The organism is Snuella lapsa, assembly GCF_039539345.1.
In the GTDB taxonomy this organism is placed as follows: Bacteria; Bacteroidota; Bacteroidia; order Flavobacteriales; family Flavobacteriaceae; genus Snuella; species Snuella lapsa.
This window is the reverse complement of record NZ_BAABCY010000079.1, coordinates 38881-57205: the sequence shown is the minus strand read 5'-3', so window position 1 is coordinate 57205 and position 18325 is coordinate 38881. Positions and strand designations below refer to the sequence as shown.

Here is an 18325-nt window from a genome sequence, read left to right as displayed (position 1 = left end):
ATGAATGCGTTTAAAAAAATAAGAAATTCCGCAAACATGTTTGCCATTAAATGGGGCAGGTTTGTTATCAAACATAAATGGTATGTGTTAATTACATCCATTGCTCTAACTATAGCTATGGGGTTACAAGGAACGATGAAATTTGATGGCGATTATCATGTTTTCTTTAGTGAGTCTAATCCTGAGTTGGAAGCATTTGATGCATTGCAGGATAAGTACACCAAAGATGATAATGTTCTTTTAGTATTGTCTCCAAAAAACAAAAATGTATTTACCAGGGAGAACTTAATGGCGATAGAAGCCCTGACCAATAATGCCTGGAATACCCCATATTCTTCGAGGGTAGATGCCATAACAAATTTTCAGCACACCAGGGCCGAGAGTGATGACCTTTATGTTGATGATTTGTCATACGATTCTCAGAGCAAAAGTAAATTGGAGATACAGGCGATAAGGGATATAGCTTTAAAAGAGCCCATGTTGGTCAATAGAATTATCAACGAATCGGGTAGTGTTACCGCAGTTAATATTACGGTTAGGCTTCCTGGTAAGGACAGTGCTAAAGAAGTTCCCGAGGTTATGAGTTTTGTTAGGAAGATGGTAGATGAATTTCAAGAGGCCTATCCTCAGTTCGATATACATACTTCCGGTATGGTGCCTTTAAATACTGCTTTTTTTGAAGCTTCACTGAAAGATATGGGCTTAACGGGTATCATGCTGCTCATTGTTATAATAACGACTTTCCTGTTAACAAGAAGTTTGCAAAGTACATTCGCTACCCTGTTGGTGGTCTTGTTTTCCATAATAAGTACATTAGGCTTTGTGGGTATTATGGGCATAAAATTAACGCCGCCTTCATCGGTATTTCCTACCATGATTTTAACCCTGGCAGTGGCAGATAGTATACATATACTTATGACCATGCTTCAGAAAATTAAAAAGGATGGTCTGGATAAATACGATGCCTTAATAGAGTCTCTAAGGTTAAATTTTATGCCTGTTTTTATAACCAGTCTAACAACGGTTATAGGGTTTTTAACCATGAATTTTGGGGATGTACCACCCTTTTGGGATTTGGGAAATATAGTGGCTTTTGGTATGACGATGGCATTTCTGTTTTCTACTACTACATTGCCGGCACTTATGGCTATTTTGCCCTTTAAGAAAAGGATGGTAGAGGTAACCGGGAAGAATGGAGGTCGTGATCTTGATTGGTATACCGGTTTGTCCCGTTTGGTTATTGGCAGGCCTATAATGATTACGTTCATTTCATTTGGTCTTATTGGCAGTTTAACTTATCTGTCTACTAAAAATAGCTTTAACGATGAGTTCATTAATTACTTTGATAAATCGGTTGAATTTAGATCGGATACCGATTATATAAGTGAAAATTTAACCGGGGTATACAATGTAGAGTATTCCGTTGGTAGTGGAGAGAGCGGAGGCATAAATAGCCCGGAATACTTACAAAAGTTGAATGAATTTGAGAACTGGTTATATAGACAACCGGAAGTAATACATGTTAATGCCTTTAGTGAAGTGGCGAGACGCATTAATAGATCAATGCATGGTGATGATGAGGACTATTATAAAATTCCGGAATCACGAGAGGAAGCCGCTCAGTATTTATTACTTTATGAATTGTCCTTGCCTTTTGGACTGGATCTAAATAATCAGATTAATGTTGATAAATCTGAATCCAGAGTAACGGTTACGGTTAAAAACCTTGATAGCCCAGATATGATCGCATTTGCCAAAAGAGGAGAGGATTGGTTAAAGCAAAATACACCTAACGCCATGCATGCCATAGGGGTAAGCCCTATGCTCATGTTCTCTAAACTAGGGTTTAGGCAAGCCGAAAGTATGTTTAAAGGTAATATTGTAGCTCTACTACTAATTTCATTAGTGCTTATGTTGGCATTGAGGAATTTTAAACTTGGGGTCTTGAGTCTAATTCCTAATGTTGCGCCAGTACTGGTGGGCTTTGGTATCTGGGCATTGTACAAATCACAAATTAACACCGGAATGGTGATTGTGTTTGGAATGACACTTGGGATCATTGTGGATGATACCGTACACTTCATGAGTAAATTCCTAAGAGCCAGAAGAGAGTATGGGTATGGTCCTCAAAGGGCGGTCGAATATGCTTTTCAAACAGTAGGCAAAGCTTTGGTGACTACTACAGTGGTTTTACTCTCCGGATTCGCGGTATTATCGACATCGTCCTTTGCGCTAAATAGCTACATGGCCAGTATTACCCTAGTTATAATTATTGCAGCTTTAATAATTGATTTTCTCCTACTGCCTGCATTACTTATAATAGTGAGCCCCGTGAAAAAAGCAAAGAAGAAGTATACAGCACTTTTATATTACAGATAACAATTAAAAACGAAAAAAAAATGAAAAATGTTTTATTAACAGTAGTTCTATCGCTTGTCATTTATAATGCAATTCAAGCACAGGATAGAGGTTTAGAGATAGCAAAAGCAGCTGAAAGAGCTGATCTTGGATTTAGGAGTTCTACTTCCACATTAAAAATGGTCTTAAAGAATAAGAACGGACAGGTGAGTGAACGTGCTTTAGAAGTTAGTACCCTCGAGTTGGTTGAAGACGGAGATAAATCCTTAATTGTTTTTAGTAGTCCTAAAGATGTTAAGGGAACGTCTACCTTAACTTACACACATAAGGTAGGGGCAGACGACCAATGGTTGTATTTACCATCAATTAAAAGGGTGAAGCGTATTTCATCCAATAACAAATCAGGTCCCTTTGTAGGTAGCGAGTTTGCCTATGAAGATCTGTCATCCCAAGAAGTCGAGAAGTATACCTATAAATTTTTGAAAGAAGATGAGCATCTTTTGGTGGTTGAGCAATATCCGGTCGATCCAAAATCAGGTTATACCAGAAGAGTGGTCAACTATAATAAGGATGCCGGTTACCGTATAGAAAAAATTGAATTCTATGACCGAAAGAATGCGCTGTTAAAAACGCTAATCTATAGCAATTATAATATTTATAAAGGAAAATATTGGAGAGCATCTCGTCTTAATATGGTTAATCATCAAAGTAAAAAGGAAACCCTGTTGGAGTTTTTAAACTATGATTTTGATAGTAATTTAACTGATGAAGACTTTACCCAAAATGCTTTAAAAAGAAGTTAAAATCATGCTGCTCAGATTTTAATTAGTTGGTTGATTATTGAAATTGGGGACTGCAATTAAGTTCCCAATTTCTTGTAAATGTTTTTAAAATGCAATTCAGTTTAATAGTTATAATGATAGTCGCTTTTCTGAATTTGGGTCATGCTCAAAAAAGGAAGGGAATTGATTTGTCCAATCATACCTTAGATTTGGATGTTGAATTGGAAAACAGGTATTTTATGGAAGACCCTTCTTTCGATGGACAGAATAATTATTTTCCATCAGTTGCACTTAGGCCAAGATATACCTTTGAATGGAATGCCGATGATACTAGTTTAAATGTAGAAGGGTTTGTTAGATTTGACCGGGATAAAGAAAGGACACATTTCGATTTTAGGGAATTCTATTTTCTTAAGGTGAAAAGAAATTGGGAGTTGAGCATTGGCCTGAAGAAAGTATTCTGGGGCGTTACAGAAAGTAATCATCTGGTAGATATTATAAATCAAACCGATGCTATTGAGAGTTTTGATGGCGAAGAAAAACTGGGTCAACCCCTTTTGCAGTTTTCAATAAATACCAGGCAGGGTACTTTGGATTTTTTCTATTTGCCGTATCATAGAAAGCGAACCTTGCCAGGAGAGAAAGGACGATTTAGATTTCCAATAATCGTAAGTACTAATAATGTACTATATGAAAGCGCTGCTAAAGAATGGCATCAGGATATTGCCATAAGGTATAGTAACAGCTTTAATAGCTTAGATTTAGGAGTGTCTTATTTTTATGGTACGGGAAGGGAGCCTCTACTACAATTGAGTAGCGAAGTAGGCATTAGAGCAATTTATCCTATTATTCATCAAGTGGGTCTCGATCTGCAAATAACCAAAAATGCCTTCATGTGGAAATTGGAATCTATTTACAGATCTGGAAAGCTTCAAAGAGTCATGGCTTTAACGGCTGGTTTAGAGTATACTGTTAGTAATATAAAAAGTTTAGGGGTTGATATTGGTTTGATTTGTGAGTATCTTTTTGATGACCGGAATGAGTTTGCGTTAAATGCCTTGCAAAACGACATATTTGTGGGCTCAAGAATCGCATTTAATGATGTTCAGGATACCTCCATTTTGTTAGGAGTAATAAGCGATTTAGGAAAAAGTAGTAAAATAATAGGGGTTGAAGCCTCAAGAAGAATTGGAAGTACAATGAAGCTTGAATTAGAAGGGCGATTTTTTAGTAGTATTGCCGAAGATGAGACTTTTTTGTCGAATTTTAGAAATGATAGTTTTATAGGACTTACCATTATGAAGTATTTCTAAATCATTTAGCTCCTTTACTAAGGACTCATTTGGGAATTAAATTAAAAATATCTGGTTAGACGTTCAATTTTAAAATAGTATATATGAAAGATTTAGCACCAACCATTACAAGACAAAGACTCCTTATGGAAGGGTTTTTTAATGAAATAGTAGATAAATTATTAATTGAACACTATTTTAAAGAAATCACAAAAACATTGCATTTAAGAATGTATGGACAACCTATAATTTTTTCACCAGGCGGAGATGGCAAGGAGGAAAATCAAGGGTACGATGCTTTTGTGCCTTTAATTGATTCTGGAATTTCCTTGTATTATTGGTCATCGGAGAAATTTTTGTCAATAATTATATATACATGTAAGGGATTTGATAATAACATAGCTTTAAATGCTACAAAGGAATTTTTTGATATTAATAAAATGGAGTCAAAGGCATTTTAGTGCCATTTTGATTACGTGTTAGAGCTCGAGTACTTTTGTTGGGATAGAATACATTTTACAAGTTATAGAACTTTTGGTGTTTTGTAAATACCGGTGAATTATGGCTACTTGATGATAATTCTCAAGGTTTTCTTCTAATTGTTAACTCCCGAAGCAATTAAACATCTGAATACTACAAGAATAATTTTACTAATGATATTTTAATGTTTAGTTGTTTTGTCTTCATTGAAAATTAGCGCAGCTAAATGATATAAATCATTTCGTAAAATCATTTTAAGGATTAAATTACTTAGTCGAAGTTGGAAATTTGAAATAAGGATAGTACATAAACCTAGGAGTTTATCCTTAAGACAAAAATGGACTAGCTGTGTTGTTTTTTGAACTTTTCAGAAACCGGTGCATTGTTCTATTTACCATAAATTTTTAAATGCCAATTTCTTAAAACAATAATTTCACTTAACTTAAGAATAATGAAAAGTTTATTATTTATATGGATGTTAACATTAGTGGGTCTGGCTTCTTGGTCCCAAGCTGCAAATAACGAAAGCCAAATAAAAAGTATTGATGCCAAACTTTTTAAAGTTGAAGTAACAAATGGACAAATTATCAAAGAAAAGCCTGTTTTTAAAATAAGGTCAGATTACCCAATTAGAGAAAACTTTTTTACAGGAAAAATAGTGTATAATGAGCGTGGTTTGGCAACAGAAATATACTATCCTAACAATAAGGGAGCGTATTATTTAAAAGATAATTATTACTACGATGAAAATCAAAATGTAGTTAAGGCTGTGATGACAATGTTTGAATTAAATGATAGTATCGTATTAAAAATGACCTATGATTCTTTGGGACGTCTTGAAAAAACGAGATGGAATAAACGGTCTGTTCCAATCAAGGGATGGTTTAAAAAAATATTTTATAAATATTTAAGCAGGGATCTTACCGACGAAGATTATCACAGATATTATCTTTCAAATGATGATACAACAGCTGATTTGCAGCTCGCAGAATATGATAATATTGCACTTAAAAACAACCATCATTTTGAATTATTTGATGAAAGGGGTAGTTTATTGAAAGAGAAATATATGTATGTCGATACCACGCAAATAGGTCCTTTAGATCCTAAAACTATTGACACCATCGCTGTTCAATTGGAATATGAATATTTGGAAAATGGTCTATTGAAAAATAAAAAACAGATTTTAGAGAAAAGAGCGTTACAAAAGGGTATCCCACCAATGAAAATGTTTGATAAGAGCATGACGACTTGGAAGTATAAATATACAGAAGGAGATAAAATAAAAGAGGAAATTAAGATTGTGGAACAAATGCCAAGTAAAGCAGGGTTTTTGAAAATTAAAGGCAGTATAAAAACATTTAAGAGAGCGCATGAGTATGTGGATAACAATGAAAAGCATGTTATTTACGACTATGACGATAAGGGCGCTTTAGAGTATACTACCACTAAAATTTTTAATACAGATCATCAATTAATGGAAATGATAGTAGAAGGAGAGAAACGAAAATCTATAGACATCTATAATGAAAAAGGCAATCATATAAGCCATGCATTATTTAAAAAGGATAAAAAAGTATCAGAGTTTACAGCTCAATATACTTATGATCCCGAAGGAAATTGGATAACCTGTGTGCTTTCAGATAGCGAAAAAAATGAACCTCTTTATATGCTAATAGAAAGAACGATTGATTATTACTAATAAAGGAGTTTTACAGTTTTAATATGTCACCTTAGAATATATTTTAATCCTCTGTAGGTATTCTGTTTTAATAAATTATAGTCACTACTAATTTCAATCATTTCCTTCATCTCATTGAGCAGGCTTTCTATCTCATTTTTAGTGTAACCGTATTTATTAATACCATGCACTATTTTTTGAATGATTTGATAGTCGTTATGTTTATTTATTTCACAGTGAATGTGATCTAAATTATCAATGTTTGTTCTGGACTTAATAAATTCCGTTTCTTGGCTTGTACAGGTGTAGTTTGCCTTGGCACAATAGGTTAGAATAAATGCCTTTAGCCGGTTTTTATAGAATGCATTTTTAAAAGTTTTCATGATTAAGATGCTTTTAAAGTTTTGTTTACAGAATACAACCAGGCATCAAATAGCTTTTGGGCCCGTTGTTCTTTTTTCAACTCATTGATGAGATCTTCGCGTGATCCTGTTGTTCTGTGATAGACTACCTGCGCATTAGGTGTATCAAAAACGAATACATGTTTGCTGTCTAAAAAGTCCCTTATGTTATCCGATAATTTGTAATTTTTTGATTGTCTTGCTTTTTCACGCATAACAATGAGTTCGTCGATATAAATGTTTTCTAAATTCATAATGCATTGTTTAATGTTTATTTAATACTTTAAAAATGTAGGTGGTATAAAGGTTTGAATGCTTTATTCCCAGCACGAGATGAAGGGACGGGTAAACAAGGGGAAAGATTGTAACTAAGAAAGCGAATTAATGTTTCTTTTTAGAGGCTCTTCTGCTATTGCTCGAACTTACTTTATGTTTCATTAATGGACCGATCTTAAAGTTTCAGGAATATTAATTAGCCTCTAATAAGCGCTTTCCGGTAAAGGCATATTGTTCCCATTTGGGCAAAGGATGAAAAGGAGAGGCTTGCACATCTCTAAACAAGCGTTCTAAAATATTAGCACGATAGAAACTTTGCCCACCTATAGCTTCCATAGCATATGCTACTGTCTTTTTTGCCGCCTCACCAACGTTTGTTTTATGGGTTAAAATGTCTACAGTAGTGGATTCATTAGGACTAAAATCAAATTCGTTTGTAAGTGCATACATGGCTTTCCATTCCGTTTGAGCGCTTAACAAAGTATTATTTAAACGACCAATAAGCGTCGCTATATGATCTTGATTACGATGGTATTTTTTACCTTTTTCAATGGCAATCGCTTTTGCTTTCTCGGCTATGCCAACGTAGGTTGCCATTATTAAGGGCACGGCCACTGTTAAAACGACATGCCAAACGGGATGAAATTCATTTTTTGGTCTGGACAATGTGATGGCCGATTCAGGTACAAAAACATTGTCAAAAACAATAGAATTAGATCCTGTTCCCCGCATTCCCATAACGTCCCAATTGTCTAAAATTGAAACACCATTCGATGCCATTGGAACTGTAAAGTGTAGTACATCCCAGTCTGTATTATGGTTTAAATAGGTGCCGCTGGTAACAACAAGGTCACCTCCTGCAGATTGACTGGCAAAATGCTTGGTGCCTGAAAATAAATAACCGCCTTTGGTTTTTTTTAATTCGCCATTAGATCCTAACCAATCCCGTGCTCCCGTACTAATAAGTATAAGTTCATTTTTGGCTATGTTACGAAGTATTTCTTTACCAACGTTTTGGTGTTTGTATTTCCATACTGCGGCAGCAATTAAATGTTGGTGCATTGAAAAGGATAGAGCGGTAGAGCTACAGTAGTGAGCAATAGTCTTGATAATTTGACACATCTCAGAATGTGATAAACCGCCACCTCCTAATTCTTTGGGAATGGCAGCTGAAAAGAATTTGTGCTCCCTAAGTTGATTGTAGTTTTCTTTTACAAAGGAGCCTTCTAAATCATAATCTAGGGCACGTTGGGCAAAATCATTACCAATGTGCTTGGTTAATAGTTGCCAGTCGGAATGTTGAAGTGTTTGTGATGACATGATTTTTAAGATTAAATTATTACAGCAAATTTCGCTGAATCGTCATCATGATGCTTTGCTAAAAAGTTTAAAAGCTGGTTTTAAAAGTTCAGGGCTGTATAAATTACTAATTCAGGCTTTTAAATAGCTGCTGGGGCTCATTCCAAATTTATCTTTAAATGCTCTGCTAAAGTGCGAAACATCTTCAAAACCACATTCAAAGGCAACTTGAGTAATATTAGAATTGGAGTTTAGCAACAAGCCTGCAGCATGCTCCAGGCGTTTATTGGATAGCCATTTGCCAGGGGTGGTATTGTAATGGTTAAAGAAATCTCTTTTAAATTTCGAGAGACTGCGATGACACATTTTGGCAAACTCTTCTAACTTTAAATTGAACGTAAAATTGGTCTCCATGATATGGGTAAGTGACGGTTCGGGGTTAACAGTGACCGATTTTAAATAAGAGACCAAGAGATCGTTTTCACAATTATATAATATGTTTATCAAGAGCTCTTTTAATTTTAATCTAAGAATAGCTTCCGGCGGTTCCTTTTTATCCCTAAAATAAGGGTACATGGACCGAATAAAATCATTTATATAATCTTTCGGTAACAGTTTAGTGGCGGTAAATTGATGGACATCGATTTGGTTGTTAATCGGAACGTTATGGATAACATCTTTAAGAGCTTCACGAATAATGTCGTCTGGAAGGAAGAACCCGAACATGCAAAAATCATCATCGAAAAACTGACGAACAATAGCGGCTCCCTTTTTTACAAATATGGTTTGACCAGCCTCCATGAGCCACTCGTCTTCAATAGTACGCCAGGTCTTTTTGCCACTTAAAACATAGATAATATAATCAGACTGTGTGTAAATACCAACTTCTTCATCTACAACGCCACAGGTATATTCTACGCAAACAAGTTCGTCTAATGCGAACTTGTTAAAGACCAAACTTTCCTTTATGCTTTCAAATAAGTTATCCATTTATTATTTTAAGGGAGTTTAGGATAGTATTATTTTTGGGGATAATAAAGGGCTTTGAAACAAATTTAAGTATTAAATTTCATAAATAAAAAAGGTGTGTATGGAAAAGGAATGGACTACAATTGTATTAAAATTACCAGAATATATGATTTTTTTTCATATGTGAACGGGTATTTAGATCCCCGATTTAATGTATCCCCACCCTTTTTCTTGTTTCTTTACTATTTCGTCTATGGCGTTTTCAACAGTAAGAATACCATCTAAAAGTTGTTCTCTTTTAATATTGAATAGGGACATACTTACTTCACATGCCGTAAATGTAATGTTATCATTGTTTTGGTACTTTAATATTTGATCGGCAACAACCGATCGGTTTTTCATCATCATCGGAACTGCTTCTCCGTAAGCGATGACATCAAACTGAGTGTTCGGGTGACTTGCAGTCATAATTTTTAATGTGAGTAATACAGATTGATATACCTTAAAATTTGTGCTGGTTACATCAATAATAATTCTTTGGTTCGTGTCTTGTGCATTAGTGCTAAAAAGGGTAAAAGTTAAAATGATACCTGCTAAAATGTTTTTCATGACCTTAAAGTTTTAATGGTTCGATGCAAAGAAATAGCAAAGATGTACGGGGAATTTTGCTTAAAAGTTCATTGTTTTGATTTTGAAGTCATCATAGTAATATGATAGGTTCTCTTCAATATATTTAACAATACTTTTTGTGAAATAATTAAGCAAAGGATTTAACGATTTAAGGTATGCAAATCTATGTTGAGTACAGACTGCCGGAGACTAATGGGATTCCTGCATGCATGACAATGAGTTTAGCCTATCCTTTTGTATATGTGGTAAAAGCACAATAATAAATACATTAACATTATATAATTTGTAGGATGTGGGATATCCTTGTTTAGGCCTAGGCCACTGGCTTACCTGCGGGTTCTAGTAAAATACCGGAAGAATGTTTTAGACCTTTTTTCTGTAAATCCTGACAGTATACATTTAGTTTTTTTAAGGAGGTGTCATAGAATTGAACAAAACCTTTTTTCATGAATAAATTGAAAAGTATTTTTTTTAAAGGATTTATCTTTTTTAACACAGTTAGATTTGTTCTGGTAAGGCGGTTTCCAATACGACGAAGCGTAACTACCATATTGGCTTCGTGCGTGTGGTTGGTGTCTATCCAGATGATAAGATCTTTGCTTATTTCAAAACTATGAGAGGTGAAAAAGGGATCGTTTTCATCTTCATTCATAATGCATCTATGGGTACTGCCGTTTTTGACGATCTTGCCATTTGTCTTGTCACTTCCCTTAACATTTAGTACCCAAAGGTGTTTTGCATTAACATCCGAGACCACATCAAATACTAGTTCTATAGGTGCGGTTATTACGGATTCTACGGAAAGAATTTGACGCATGTTTGAATCGGTGGCGTAATCTTCAATACTCGGTTGAGGAATATGAGATTCCAAAGGCGCTAAGGGTAAATAACAATATTTAATGTCACCAAAATCGTAATGACCGTTACCGTGATTTGGTGCAGCCCAGGCTACCTGATCAATTTCAACCCAAGAGGCGCAAGCATCTATAAGTTGATCTGTAATTAAAACATATTCTTTTAATGGAACGTCATTTTTCATAAGGCGGTGTGCTACGATTAAATCGCTTCCAAACAGTTTGGATTGGGTTTTTACCTGATTAATAGAGATATTTCCATAGTGAATGATAAATTTTAAGCTTAAGCCATCAGAATTGGCACAGGCGCCACATTGGCATATACGCTGCGATTCATAGGTTCTCAGGCAGGTATGAAATTTAATATACATTCGTTGTACTTGAGCTAAGGTTTCGGCGGCCGTAGGCTTTTTACCTTTTCTATAAAACAAGATCGCATCACCTTCCACTTCAGATACTTGAAGATCCATTTCATTAGCGTCAATAAGTGTTTCAAGCAGTTCTTTTATAATATGCTCACTATGGGATATTTCGGTTTCGTGAACAAACTTGGTAAAGCCGCTAATATCAGGAATAAATAAGAGTGTTGGTTCAGCTGAAGAATTGTTGGTTGATTTCATAATGCTCAAATTTTAAATGAGTTACCTGATTTACAGTGTTATTGTAATTTAAATTTGAAGCAATGTAATTGGGTTTTATGTGCTATTTGATACTTTAAAGTTTAGATATCACGAAAACCAAATTTTTATAAATGAAGATGTGCTTACAACTATATAGTACATACCCCCATAATAAGATCTTAAAAAGGGGCATAGGCTATTAAAGCAACTATAAATATAGCGAAATAAATTGAGAAACAGAATTGTTAATTCCGGCTATCAAGTAATATATTTATGGCTTTTATTTTCAAAAAAGAACTTAAAGGATTTATTTCTGAACATAGTAAGGAAGCATTAAACATTTTACGGGGCTTATTCTCTGAAAAAAATAGGAGGAAACTCAGTCTAAATTTGAAATTTTATCGTAGATAATTATGTTAACCCAAATCAAATACCATGAAATACCTGTTTTTAGTCATTTTTTCATTTAGTTTTTATTTAGTACCGGCTCAAATTACCTTTAATACAGGGAGTGTGCAATTAGATTCAGATTTACAAAATATAAATACCCAGGCGCGACTGGATCTAAATCTGTTTAATAAAGAGATGCATGTGTCATATAATGTTTCTGAAAAAAATTGAATTATATGACTGTAAGTCTCGGAATGATACCCGGTGAGATCTACTTCTCATTAGAGGTTGCGAAGATTGCCAGGGTGTCTTTAGACAGAGTTTTGACAGTTTACAGGACGCATAAGTCAAGGGGCGGGGGAGTTATTGCCAAAGAACTTGGTATCAAACCGGGTTCTGCTGAATTTCATCAATTAAAACACAATGCAGGTTCAAAGAAAGGAAAAGGACCGGGGAAAAAGCATAATAATAGCCATAAGAAAAAGGGAAAGCATTAGTGTGAAGGCACCCCACCCAATGAGTAGTAAGTGGGGGCTTTTTGAATTAAGATGTTAGGCGTTACAGGGTTTTATAGTAATATCAAAAACCAAAGTTTAAACCTATCATTAAAGCTGCTGCGGTATATTTGTTTTCTATTATAAAGTCTCCACCTCCTTTTTCATTGATATGGATGTAAGATGCTACAAGTGATAGCTTTTCTTTTATGTGATACATCAGTAATGGACGAAAATAAAAACCAGTGTCCTCATCAATATTAACCGATAACCCGGTGTCGAGACCAACGGAGACTGCTTTTGAAAGGTCGATCCTCCCTGCTAATGCAATGGGAATGTAGCCATCGGGAATTGATGAAAATAAAGGCGCAGTATCGTCAGTATTATCGCCTAAATACAAAAGGAATCCTGATGTTATTCCTAGATCTATATTGTCTGTTACCTGAAAGAGGTAATACAAATTACCTTGTAATGCGAAGGTGTGGTAATCTCGCGATTCGCCCAAAGCGGGGCCTATATTGGCTTCAATCCTAAAACCTTTCTGTGCATTTATAGAATGACAAGATGCCAGAACCAAAATGACTATTACAAACAATCTGCTAAAATGTTTCATCTTTCCAGAAGTTTATGTAGGGAAAGTAAAATAGACGTGAAGGCAAAACCCTAATTTAATGTTTTTTTGAATATTTATTGGTGATTCATAGGATGTTTTTTGAGGGTGCTTCTGAGTATTGGTCTCATTATAAGCGTTTTTAAATAACGTATGCTCTTCTTTGTGAGCTAATTTTCGTATCTTTCTTTAAACCTTTTGAACCTGTTTTAAGGTTTGAAGCTAACTATTACGTATAGAGTGAGGGTTGCTCTGCAACAACCGATAACATGTTTTTAAGTTAAACAATTAAAGTGTATTTATTATGAAAAGAGGAACAATAAAAGTAAGTGTCCTTTATCCAAATGGACAAGGAAAAACATTTGATATGGATTACTATTGTAATAAGCACGTCCCCATGGTTGCTGGCTTGTTAGGCGATGCGGTTATAGGGGCTACCGTTGAGAAAGGTTTGGGCGGAGGAGCTCCGAATCAGGAAGCAACCTATGTAGCAATGGGGAATATATATTTTGAGACCGTGGAATCATTCGAAAACTCCTTCGGTCCGAATGCGGATAAAATAATGGGAGACATACCTAATTATACCAATATTGAGCCCGTTATACAAATCAGTGAGGTGCTGATTTGATGTAAAAATCCTGAAAGATATTTTAAAAAAACAACCAGGTAACCACCTCAGTAAAGCTTAACCTTAAATTGAGTATTTGCATTCTATTTGAGATCAAATAAAAACACCTGTTTCCAATAAACAGGCTGAACAATTGTTGGTCTTGTAGCTAAATTTTAACTAATAACAGCTACTTTTTAATAGCTATAAAATTAGAAGGTTTACTCCCGATAATCAAACTAAACAGATAACCAAAACAAAAGCAAGAGACTACTCCAAAGAAGGAATACATTAAAAAGTTAATATCCGTAAAAACACTAATATACCATATTAAAACAGCACTGAATAATAAGCCCAACAAGGTTCCAGTCGTATTTGCTTTTTTGGTAAGCATTCCCAGAAGAAACATTCCTCCCAAACCACCAGTAAAAAGACCTAAAAAGCGGTAAAATTGATCCCATAGGGATTTAATATTCGAATTAGCCATCCATAGCGCTAGAAGTAAACCTATTAAACCTGTTATTATTGTAGCGATCCTTGCAATTCTTAAGAGTTTAAGATCGGATAATTCAGGTTTAAAATGAACATGAAAATCATTACAATAGGCTGTGGATACAGAATTTAAACTGCTACTAATACTGGACATAGCGGCTGAAAATATCCCAGCTACCAATAATCCTGAAATTCCTATTGGTAATTCTTTGACAATATACCAAGGAAAGATAGAATCGTTATTGGAAATGGATGGCGAAAGAGCAGCAGGCATTTCACTATAAAATATGAACAAAAGTGTCCCAATACCAAAAAATATAATAGTAGCAGGTAATGTTAAAACGGCATTTGTATATAAGGTTTTTTGAGAGTCTTTAATATTATTGCTTGTTAAAAAACGTTGTACAATAGTTTGATCAGTTCCTTGAGTAACCATTGCTGATGCCAGTCCGCCTATAAATACTACCCAGAACGTTGATTCTGTAAAGTTGAGTTCCATATTGGCAACATTAAATTTGTTTCGTTCTAAAGCGTAAGACATCATATTATCAAATGAAGTTTCAGTATGTATTAGAATCCATATTACTGTTAAAATACTACCCCCCATAAGAACAATTACTTGCATAACATCTGTCCATATTACCGCTTCAATACCACCAAAAGCAGTATAAATAATGCATAGTATACCCATTATTAATATGCTGGCTTCAACTGGAATTCCGGTGACAATTGAAATTGCTAAAGCAGGTAATAAAAGTACAATGCCTATTCTTCCCAACTGGAATAGAATAAACGATAAACTTCCAAAAGCACGAGCTGTATAGTTGAACCTATCTTCTAAGTATTGGTATGCAGTTTTTATTTTTAACTTATTAAAAAAAGGAATAAAGATAAAGGCGATTACCGGCGTTATCAGAATAGCTGTGATATTAAGAAAAAAGAATGACCAGTCTGTTGTGAAAGACTTGGCGGGTATTGCCATAAAGGTAATAGCACTAAGTAATGTTCCAAAAACGCTTAAACCAGAAGCCCACCATGGAATACGGCCACCACCGGTAAAATAATCTTCAGTAGATTTTTGTTTGCGTGCGAAATATAAGCCTATTAACACCGATATTAATAAATACAATACAAGCACACTATAGTTTACCACTCCAAAAGTATGTGACTCATTGTCTGTTTGAAATGTGTGCACCTTGGGAGTGCGAATCCCCGGAGACACTTCTCCTGAAACAATTACAAAATCGTCATTGTTCTTAAATGCTAATGCGGTTACTGGAAGCGTTGTTTCTAAACTATCATAAACAAACCATTTATTGGTAATGGTATTATATGCCAAAACTTCCTTTGAAAACCCTGGATGATTATCAAGAATTTCATTTCTTCTGTTGGTTAAGACTTTAGCAATAGAATCGTTTGTAGTTACACCTAATTGCAGTGAAATATTTTCAAGCTCGTTAAAAAGAAGGTCATCGCTTCCTCCATAAACAGTTATATGCATTGAGCCTTTAGCTTCTGCAGAAGCACCCATTAAAACCCTGGGGGCCCCATTTATGGTAAGATTCCCTTCGTCATTCCAAATATGTTCTTTAAGATCATAAGATAAATAGTTAGTTGGCGTTTGTGATTTTTTACCTTCAATCTGATTTCTTCCACCTATTAGAAATAACTTTTTATTGGAGGAGGTTTCTTGAATAGCAATACAATGTAAAGCTCTGGGCATCCCGGGAAAGCTTGATAGTTTTTCCCATTTTTGTTTGTCTTTTAAGTTTAATCTGTAAAATGAGTTCGTTGTAGCTTTTGCATTTTTTCCACCAACTACATAAACAAAATCTTCATCTTTAATTGCAGCTGAAAAGGCCAGAGGTTCTGGTAGTGAGGGGTATTCCGCTATTTCTACATCTTTAATGTTTTTATTGTACGTTAAAAGCCAAACCTTATTGATAGTAGTTGTTGAATTATTGCCGCCAATACATAAAATCCCATTTTCTAAGGCAACTGAGGCAGAATAAGCAAGAGGTATTGGTAATTTAGTTTTAGATAAGCGCCATATATTGCTTTCAAGAATATAAATATTGTCGCTCCATACTTTTTTTCCTCCCTTCCAAGGTAATCCATTTGGAAAATTGGCGCCTCCGGCAGCTATAGTCACTTCTCCTAGTTGCCCTCCTATCATGCCTGCATAGCCATGAGATTTGGCTGTATTATTTTCGGCGGGTAAACTTTGCAAGTCAGTAACAACTATTTTGTGATTTGGTTCTTGACTATAGGAAAGCGTAATGAATAAAATAGCAAGTATTAATTTTGCGGTTTTTTTAGTTTTGTTCATTCTCGAAGAATTATATGTGTCAATTATTAGTTTAAAAGAACAAGCAATCGATATTTATTTAATTATTAATGAAAGTATCCATATTATCGGTTAAATCCTCCAAGTTAAATCTTTTAAACCTTAAAAGCGAATGGTTGACTTCATATAAAACACCTATTTTTCCATTAGGTAAAATAGCTATGCATGAATAATTTGAATCGCCTTCTTGATATAATTTTGAATGCGTCCAAGTTTGACCTTCATCGTAACTAATTCTTAAAGTGCCATTTTTTCTTGAAGACGTATTACCTGGATTGCTAAATAATATTCTATTTTTATCATAACCATCCAAAGTTGAAGTATACCTTGTTATATGCCCCTGACATATAGGGTCAATCAATATTGAATCGAAATGGTAAGGTTCCCACGTTGAGCCTAAATCTGAAGTATAGGTTATTAAGCGGTTAGAGGTTCCATAATGATTTCTTGCATTTACCATAATTCTACCATCGTTTAACTCGACTATTGTGTTTTCATCAAACCTATCATAGCTGTTTGTCGCAGATCTGTTCCAAGTTTGACCGTGATCTGCACTATATAATAAACCGCCGTAAATTACACCGGATCTTACAATAGCTATTGGAATTACCAAGGTTCCATTTCTCAATTGAATACCTGTTCCTCCGGATGCCCAATATGAGTTATCCCCAGGTTTATATAAATCGGCTGTTAAATCAACAGGGTCAGACCATGTTAGTCCATCATCATCACTATAAATATAACGGGATCTTAAGCAATTTACACTATTTGGGTCTCCATCTGATCCAAAAATATTTTTGAATTGTGAATAAGCATAGAAAAGGAATATCCTTCCCGTTGTTTTGTCAACAACAGTACATGCATCTCCGCCGTACATAGTATTGGATATTACAATACTATCCCCCCAGGTTGTCCCGTTATCGGTACTTCGCTTTATATAAAAGTCTATTCTATTTGGAACGTCGGCATTACTATTTAACCGGCCATCGCCAATCGCTAATAAAGTGCCATTTTTTGTGGTAACTAAAGACGGTATCCTAAATGTATGGGGAATGCCATCTGTTAAAAAAGTTGTGCCACTGCCTGTGAATAAGTCGTGTGTGACCTCAGGGGTTAAAACACTAAGGGGCTCTGGTGCCGGTTCAATTTTAACCGCATAGTCCTCAATTTCTCCATCATTAAAATTACTACAAGGCGATATTGAGGTAATTGGACTATTGGATGATCTCATTACTATTCTTAGAAAGGTTGAACCCAACTGAGAAATAATTCCTATTGGTTTATTGGAAAATTGAAGATCATTGGTGCTGTTTTCGCCATTCCAACTTAAGATAAGTTCTTGTGGATCATTGAAATCACCATCCTGGTTTTTATCTATCCAAATATGTACAATCTTATATTTTCCTTTAGTAGGATCGCCTATCCCAAAATTAAATTTGTAAGACCCGTTTGAGGTTAATGCTATGTCATTATCAATGGTTTTTTCATAACCCACATTGTTTGAGATATGATTAAGTAATGTGCCGTCATTTATCTTGAAATAATTAATGTAGCTTGTTGTAGACTTTGATGAGGTTAAGTTGCAATTATTTTCAGTTGAATTTTGGTCTTCTTCAATTTTAACATCTGCAGAGGATGAACATGAAAAGGCGAATAGAGAAAGTAATAATAAGACAAATTTTGAGTTAAGTTTCATTTTATCAGCATATTGTATGCTTCAAATGTAATAAAAAATGTATTATG

At 34.8% G+C, this 18325-nt stretch carries 16 protein-coding genes; 7 read left to right on the top strand and 9 right to left on the bottom strand.

The genetic code is table 11. From position 1 onward, the window contains the following. The 5 genes from ABD792_RS15270 to ABD792_RS15250 all read left to right on the top strand — a co-directional run bounded on the left by ABD792_RS15270 (position 1) and on the right by ABD792_RS15250 (position 6614). Positions 1–2379 carry an efflux RND transporter permease subunit gene (locus tag ABD792_RS15270; RefSeq protein WP_345007184.1) on the top strand — a complete coding sequence of 793 codons (2379 nt, stop codon included), beginning with the start codon at positions 1–3 and terminating at the stop codon, positions 2377–2379. 20 nt (positions 2380–2399) lie between these two features. Beyond that, entirely contained in the window at positions 2400–3161 is a 762-nt protein-coding gene (locus ABD792_RS15265) for an outer membrane lipoprotein-sorting protein (protein WP_345007182.1), read from the top strand. A 113-nt stretch (positions 3162–3274) separates the two neighbouring features. Then, on the top strand, positions 3275–4453 hold the full coding sequence (locus tag ABD792_RS15260) for a hypothetical protein (RefSeq protein WP_345007181.1): 1179 nt from the start codon (positions 3275–3277) through the stop codon (positions 4451–4453). A gap of 83 nt (positions 4454–4536) precedes the next feature. Beyond that, positions 4537–4893 (top strand): S-adenosylmethionine decarboxylase, encoded by a 357-nt coding sequence (locus tag ABD792_RS15255; RefSeq protein WP_345007179.1) that lies wholly within the window; start codon positions 4537–4539, stop codon positions 4891–4893. Between the two features lie 470 nt (positions 4894–5363). Then, positions 5364–6614: a hypothetical protein gene (locus ABD792_RS15250; protein WP_345007178.1), complete on the top strand. Its 1251-nt coding sequence runs from the start codon at positions 5364–5366 to the stop codon at positions 6612–6614. 26 nt (positions 6615–6640) lie between these two features. On the opposite strand, the gene ABD792_RS15245 is transcribed toward ABD792_RS15250, so the two are convergent. The 6 genes from ABD792_RS15245 to ABD792_RS15220 all read right to left on the bottom strand — a co-directional run bounded on the left by ABD792_RS15245 (position 6641) and on the right by ABD792_RS15220 (position 11642). Further along, positions 6641–6976: a hypothetical protein gene (locus ABD792_RS15245; RefSeq protein WP_345007176.1), complete on the bottom strand. Its 336-nt coding sequence runs from the start codon at positions 6974–6976 to the stop codon at positions 6641–6643. 2 nt (positions 6977–6978) lie between these two features. Continuing rightward, positions 6979–7248 (bottom strand): hypothetical protein, encoded by a 270-nt coding sequence (locus tag ABD792_RS15240; protein WP_345007174.1) that lies wholly within the window; start codon positions 7246–7248, stop codon positions 6979–6981. Positions 7249–7462: 214 nt separating this feature from the next. Beyond that, positions 7463–8590 (bottom strand): acyl-CoA dehydrogenase family protein, encoded by a 1128-nt coding sequence (locus ABD792_RS15235; protein ID WP_345007172.1) that lies wholly within the window; start codon positions 8588–8590, stop codon positions 7463–7465. A gap of 111 nt (positions 8591–8701) precedes the next feature. Beyond that, positions 8702–9559, bottom strand: coding sequence for a helix-turn-helix domain-containing protein (locus ABD792_RS15230; protein WP_345007170.1), 858 nt, complete (start codon positions 9557–9559; stop codon positions 8702–8704). A gap of 174 nt (positions 9560–9733) precedes the next feature. Continuing rightward, positions 9734–10147, bottom strand: coding sequence for a DsrE family protein (locus ABD792_RS15225; RefSeq protein ID WP_345007168.1), 414 nt, complete (start codon positions 10145–10147; stop codon positions 9734–9736). 334 nt (positions 10148–10481) lie between these two features. After that, entirely contained in the window at positions 10482–11642 is a 1161-nt protein-coding gene (locus ABD792_RS15220) for a DUF2652 domain-containing protein (protein WP_345007166.1), read from the bottom strand. A gap of 626 nt (positions 11643–12268) precedes the next feature. Here ABD792_RS15220 and ABD792_RS15215 point away from each other — a divergent pair. Further along, positions 12269–12529, top strand: coding sequence for a hypothetical protein (locus ABD792_RS15215; RefSeq protein ID WP_345007164.1), 261 nt, complete (start codon positions 12269–12271; stop codon positions 12527–12529). Positions 12530–12611: 82 nt separating this feature from the next. Here ABD792_RS15215 and ABD792_RS15210 read toward each other — a convergent pair whose 3' ends face one another. After that, a complete protein-coding gene (locus tag ABD792_RS15210; RefSeq protein WP_345007162.1) occupies positions 12612–13139 on the bottom strand; it encodes an outer membrane beta-barrel protein in 528 nt (175 codons plus the stop codon). 301 nt (positions 13140–13440) lie between these two features. Here ABD792_RS15210 and ABD792_RS15205 point away from each other — a divergent pair, with 301 nt between their 5' ends. Further along, positions 13441–13764 carry an EthD family reductase gene (locus tag ABD792_RS15205; protein ID WP_345007160.1) on the top strand — a complete coding sequence of 108 codons (324 nt, stop codon included), beginning with the start codon at positions 13441–13443 and terminating at the stop codon, positions 13762–13764. Positions 13765–13933: 169 nt separating this feature from the next. Here ABD792_RS15205 and ABD792_RS15200 read toward each other — a convergent pair whose 3' ends face one another. Together ABD792_RS15200 and ABD792_RS15195 are read right to left on the bottom strand one after the other, a co-directional pair. Continuing rightward, entirely contained in the window at positions 13934–16564 is a 2631-nt protein-coding gene (locus ABD792_RS15200; protein ID WP_345007159.1) for a sodium:solute symporter family protein, read from the bottom strand. A gap of 58 nt (positions 16565–16622) precedes the next feature. Continuing rightward, the gene (locus tag ABD792_RS15195; protein WP_345007158.1) at positions 16623–18278 is read right to left on the bottom strand and encodes an exo-alpha-sialidase; all 1656 of its coding nucleotides are present in this window, start codon (positions 18276–18278) and stop codon (positions 16623–16625) included. Between the last annotated feature and the right edge of the window lie 47 nt (positions 18279–18325).

Excerpts from the sequence above, each read along its gene's own strand:
- ABD792_RS15270 (WP_345007184.1), top strand. The coding sequence starts at position 1 with ATGAATGCGTTTAAAAAAATAAGAAATTCCGCAAACATGTTTGCCATT.
- ABD792_RS15245 (WP_345007176.1), bottom strand. The coding sequence starts at position 6,976 with ATGAAAACTTTTAAAAATGCATTCTATAAAAACCGGCTAAAGGCATTT.
- ABD792_RS15240 (WP_345007174.1), bottom strand. The coding sequence starts at position 7,248 with ATGAATTTAGAAAACATTTATATCGACGAACTCATTGTTATGCGTGAA.
- ABD792_RS15215 (WP_345007164.1), top strand. The coding sequence starts at position 12,269 with ATGACTGTAAGTCTCGGAATGATACCCGGTGAGATCTACTTCTCATTA.
- ABD792_RS15230 (WP_345007170.1), bottom strand. The coding sequence starts at position 9,559 with ATGGATAACTTATTTGAAAGCATAAAGGAAAGTTTGGTCTTTAACAAG.
- ABD792_RS15200 (WP_345007159.1), bottom strand. The coding sequence starts at position 16,564 with ATGAACAAAACTAAAAAAACCGCAAAATTAATACTTGCTATTTTATTC.
- ABD792_RS15220 (WP_345007166.1), bottom strand. The coding sequence starts at position 11,642 with ATGAAATCAACCAACAATTCTTCAGCTGAACCAACACTCTTATTTATT.
- ABD792_RS15250 (WP_345007178.1), top strand. The coding sequence starts at position 5,364 with ATGAAAAGTTTATTATTTATATGGATGTTAACATTAGTGGGTCTGGCT.
- ABD792_RS15265 (WP_345007182.1), top strand. The coding sequence starts at position 2,400 with ATGAAAAATGTTTTATTAACAGTAGTTCTATCGCTTGTCATTTATAAT.
- ABD792_RS15225 (WP_345007168.1), bottom strand. The coding sequence starts at position 10,147 with ATGAAAAACATTTTAGCAGGTATCATTTTAACTTTTACCCTTTTTAGC.
- ABD792_RS15235 (WP_345007172.1), bottom strand. The coding sequence starts at position 8,590 with ATGTCATCACAAACACTTCAACATTCCGACTGGCAACTATTAACCAAG.
- ABD792_RS15255 (WP_345007179.1), top strand. The coding sequence starts at position 4,537 with ATGAAAGATTTAGCACCAACCATTACAAGACAAAGACTCCTTATGGAA.
- ABD792_RS15260 (WP_345007181.1), top strand. The coding sequence starts at position 3,275 with ATGATAGTCGCTTTTCTGAATTTGGGTCATGCTCAAAAAAGGAAGGGA.
- ABD792_RS15210 (WP_345007162.1), bottom strand. The coding sequence starts at position 13,139 with ATGAAACATTTTAGCAGATTGTTTGTAATAGTCATTTTGGTTCTGGCA.
- ABD792_RS15195 (WP_345007158.1), bottom strand. The coding sequence starts at position 18,278 with ATGAAACTTAACTCAAAATTTGTCTTATTATTACTTTCTCTATTCGCC.
- ABD792_RS15205 (WP_345007160.1), top strand. The coding sequence starts at position 13,441 with ATGAAAAGAGGAACAATAAAAGTAAGTGTCCTTTATCCAAATGGACAA.